Source organism: Apilactobacillus sp. EABW-1NA, from assembly GCF_030398685.1.
In the GTDB taxonomy this organism is placed as follows: Bacteria; Bacillota; Bacilli; order Lactobacillales; family Lactobacillaceae; genus Apilactobacillus; species Apilactobacillus waqarii.
Window position 1 is genome coordinate 1 of record NZ_JAPDKO010000046.1, and the last position, 3,896, is coordinate 3,896.

Consider the following 3,896-nt stretch of genomic DNA (forward strand, 5'->3'; position numbering starts at 1 on the left):
TTACAACAATTATCGTATAAAACAAAAACTGGGAGGAATGTCACCGGTTGAATACCGGATCAATTCCTCCCAGAAAATAGCATAACCATCTTCCAATTTTAGGGGTTCAGGTCACTTCTTTTTTTATCTTCTAATAACAATTCCACAAATTTCAGTCATTGAAGTGTTGATTAGGCGGTAGAACACCTTCTTGAATTCTTCAACTGACAATGGAATTGGTTGCGAAATCCATGACATAATTGCGTCTAAAATGACTCTGAAGAAGAAAGTTAACACATAGTACTTAGGAATGCCGTATTTCTTTTCATCATAGTTCTCGAAATAAGGAACTAAGAATTTAGAATAGTGGCTACTTAAAAACGAAAATAATTGGGGTTCATAGAATTCGTATAGAACCTTGATGTATTCACGATCATCATAGACAATTGGGAATACCTTTTCGCTTAAAATATAGAAAAAGTTATCATAGTTTTTATCAACGTTAACAAATTGTTCATCTAAAGAATGGCTGATGCTAGTTTCGATGAAGTTAACGATGTCGATTTTATTCTTGAAGTGATTGTAAAAAGTACCACGAGAAATATTTGCGTTTTCGATGATGTCGTTTGTACTAATTGTGTTAATGTCTTGGTGAGCCGATAAATTTAGAAAAGACATTACGATTCTTTTCTTGGATTTGCTTTTAATAAACATTATGATTAAATCCCCCTTATAAATTTTTACTATTCAGGGCTGAGTAATGTGAATTACATTAAATCTTTGCCATACTTATAATTATAATCTTATCTAGTTAGATAAATACTTAAGTTTTTGCAAATTTAATTAAGTTTATACAAAAAAGTTTAAAATATATTTTAATTAAGATTGATATAAAAAGTTTTTATAGAAAGGGTGCTTTTTATAAACTAAACTTAACATGAAATCGTTGAATTATAAGCAAGCAATAAACGTTTATGAAAAGTAGTTAAATAATCTTTATTAGTTATTGAAAAACGGTAGTTTGGGTCATATAATTATTTTTGATGAGTTGTTAGAAAAATTTTGACTTGATTATTTAAAATCTTAAGGAAATAACAATAATCAAAAAGTTATACACGCTGTCTAATAACTCGTTTCAACAAGATTATCGATATACTGTTATGGTTTAACATACTATCAACAAATTACTACATATTAGTTTGGAGAAGAAATTATGGCGAGAGTTATAAAGTCGATTCTGATTTTGCAACTCTTTTTTTATGCCTCCAGGTTGGTTTGTAGGAGCGTTGCCGTTTATCAAACGGATGGAAGAACTTGAGCAAGATAAAGATGATGGAGTAAATACTGTGTAGTTTATATAAAGGAGTAGAAAATTTTGGATCATTACACGTTATTAACTAGATGCATCGCTGAATTTATTGGAACAGCCATCATGGTCGCATTGGGTAACGGATCAGTTGCCAATGTCGAATTGAAGGGAACTAAAGGTTTCCATGGTGGATGGGTATTAATTGGTTTTGGATACGGAATCGGGGTTATGATTCCCGCAATGATGTTTGCGACAATTTCTGGAGCCCAAATTAATCCAGCAATGACACTTGCTTTGGCTTTTACAAACCAATTTCCATGGCATGAAGTATTACCATATATTGTTGCTCAATTGTTAGGTGCAACAGTTGGTCAAATCGCGGTGGTACTTACTTACAAGCCATATTATGACAAGACTACTAACTGTGAATGTGTTTTAGGAACTTTTGCAACCATTGACTCGGCTCACAGTTACTTAAATGGTTTCATTAACGAATTAATCGGAACTTTCTTATTGGTATTGGGTGCGTTAGCAATGACTGCCGACAAACTAGATCCACGTGCTGACTTTATTGCATTAGGTTTTCTAGTAATGTGTTTGGTTATTTCATTTGGTGGGCCTACCGGACCAGCATTGAATCCAGCCAGAGATATCATGCCAAGAATTGTGCACGCTTTTTGTCCATTTAAGAACAAGGGTGGTTCACATTGGAAGTATAGTTGGGTGCCAATCGTAGCTCCAATCATTGGGGCAACTCTTGCTGCAATCCTATATAAAACTATATTTTAATCATTAAAAAATAAAAGAGAGGAAAATGTTAAGATTTTCTTCTCTTTTTTATTTTTGGTTAAGTTTTAAATGCATCAAATAGACTTATTGTGCAATTAAAAAAATAAAAGCTTGTTTTATAGCTGATTTAACAAATATTAATATGATAAAAGTCTATTAATTGCCGTTTTGACAGTGTTTTGCCAAAATTATATTATTATCTTCGAAGAGTTGGTTAACAGCTTAATCGTTATCGCAACTGTTAAGATTGCTAGTCTTCTCTTTGTTTAATCTTTGTGATTAAACTCTAGATGTTTATTTATTAGAATATGATTGCTTGATTTGGATGCCCCTGATTTGTCTATCAAGTGATTTATGCACCTTCAGAATTGCTTAAAAATCGTGGAATTGTAGCATAACATAACACCAATAATAATAAATTTTGGTGGTGCATCGATTCACTAAGAGCCACAACAAATTAATACCATGAAATCGTGTAACCTTAGTCTAACTTTCTTTGAGAACTTTATTCATACACTTTCTTATAAAACTATCTCTAAGTCTATTAATTATCAAGTCGCGCTGGTAATTAAAAGATGAAATCCGTTAATTTATGAATTTCCCCGAGTTTGTAAATTAATTCTCTCGTCCATAAGTAGATAAATAAAGTTGAAACATTTATTACGTTTGCATGTGTTCATATAAATATTATTATGCACTTTCATGGTATGCTCACTCCAAAAAACGATTATGAATTCTTCCCTGAATATAATTAGTAAGCAAAGAGCAAACCAGTTCTTACGTGAATCGATATTCCATAAATAAGCTGATCGTAAATTAAAATTATTCAAGGCACTGGGTAATTTTAATTTTTACATCAATAACCGATACTTTCGTAGGTATCGGTTATTTTTTTACTCATAATTATTTCATTGTGATAGACTGGAATAAATTAATTAGGAGATGAAAAGTAATGAATAACGCTAATACTTTATACCAATACGGTACGTTAGCAATGTTAGTTCCTGGGTTGTTTGAAGGAACATTACCATTAAAAGAATTATTAAAACACGGTGACACTGGTATTGGCACTGGTGACGGTCTAGATGGTGAACTTGTTATCTTAGACGGTGTTGCATATCAAATCGATGGTCAAGGAAACGTCAATGAACTAGATGGTGATTTCACTGTTCCATTTGCTGATGTTCATTTTGCTAGTTTTGAACATTTAGCCAATGTTCATGCATTAGTAAAAATGGAAGACTTAGAAGAAAAAGTGTCCTCTGAACTAGATTGGAATAATGTTTTCTACTCAGTTCGTGCCCACGGGACATTTAAGTCTGTAAAGACAAGATCAGTTCATAAACAATCAAAACCATATCCAACACTTGTTGAATGTGCTCATGAACAAAATGAATTTGAAAAAGAAGATGTTGAGGGTACAGTAATTGGATACTACTCACCACAGCTATTCAATGGACCATCTGTTGGTGGATTCCATCTTCATTTCTTGGCTGATGATAAATCAGTAGGTGGTCATTTACTTGATTTCGAGATGGTTTCTGGCGATATTAAAGTACAAAAGCTTGATGAATTAGTTCAAAAATTACCATCATCAAATGACGACTTCATGAAACATGATTTCTCAAATGATGACATTGCTGGTGCTATCGGAGAAGCTGAATAAAAATAAAAAGGACTGACATATTTGTCAGTGAACTGAACCCCTTGAGTTGGAGAAATCTAACCTAAGGGGTTCTTTTATGTTTTCTAAAGAATTAAAATTAGCTGCCATTAAAGATTATTATAATGGTTTAGGATTTACAAAAATTATTAATAA

The 3,896-nt window shown here is 32.3% G+C and carries 4 protein-coding genes; 3 read left to right on the top strand and 1 reads right to left on the bottom strand.

Translation table 11 applies throughout. From position 1 onward, the window contains the following. The coding region (locus tag OEZ61_RS08300; protein ID WP_354669371.1) for an IS3 family transposase at window positions 1-85 on the top strand (85 nt) is incomplete at its 5' end. Between the two features lie 38 nt (window positions 86-123). On the opposite strand, the gene OEZ61_RS07870 is transcribed toward OEZ61_RS08300, so the two are convergent. Continuing rightward, window positions 124-693 (bottom strand): TetR/AcrR family transcriptional regulator, encoded by a 570-nt coding sequence (locus OEZ61_RS07870; protein ID WP_034535314.1) that lies wholly within the window; start codon window positions 691-693, stop codon window positions 124-126. Between the two features lie 661 nt (window positions 694-1,354). On the opposite strand from OEZ61_RS07870, the gene OEZ61_RS07875 reads away from it, so the two are divergent. Together OEZ61_RS07875 and budA are read left to right on the top strand one after the other, a co-directional pair. Further along, complete coding sequence (locus OEZ61_RS07875; protein ID WP_034535311.1) at window positions 1,355-2,077, top strand: MIP/aquaporin family protein; 723 nt, start codon at window positions 1,355-1,357, stop codon at window positions 2,075-2,077. A 952-nt stretch (window positions 2,078-3,029) separates the two neighbouring features. Beyond that, window positions 3,030-3,743 (top strand): acetolactate decarboxylase, encoded by a 714-nt coding sequence (gene budA / locus OEZ61_RS07880; protein WP_034532268.1) that lies wholly within the window; start codon window positions 3,030-3,032, stop codon window positions 3,741-3,743. The last annotated feature ends 153 nt before the right edge of the window (window positions 3,744-3,896 follow it).

Excerpts from the sequence above, each read along its gene's own strand:
- OEZ61_RS07870 (WP_034535314.1), bottom strand. The coding sequence starts at position 693 with ATGTTTATTAAAAGCAAATCCAAGAAAAGAATCGTAATGTCTTTTCTA.
- budA (WP_034532268.1), top strand. The coding sequence starts at position 3,030 with ATGAATAACGCTAATACTTTATACCAATACGGTACGTTAGCAATGTTA.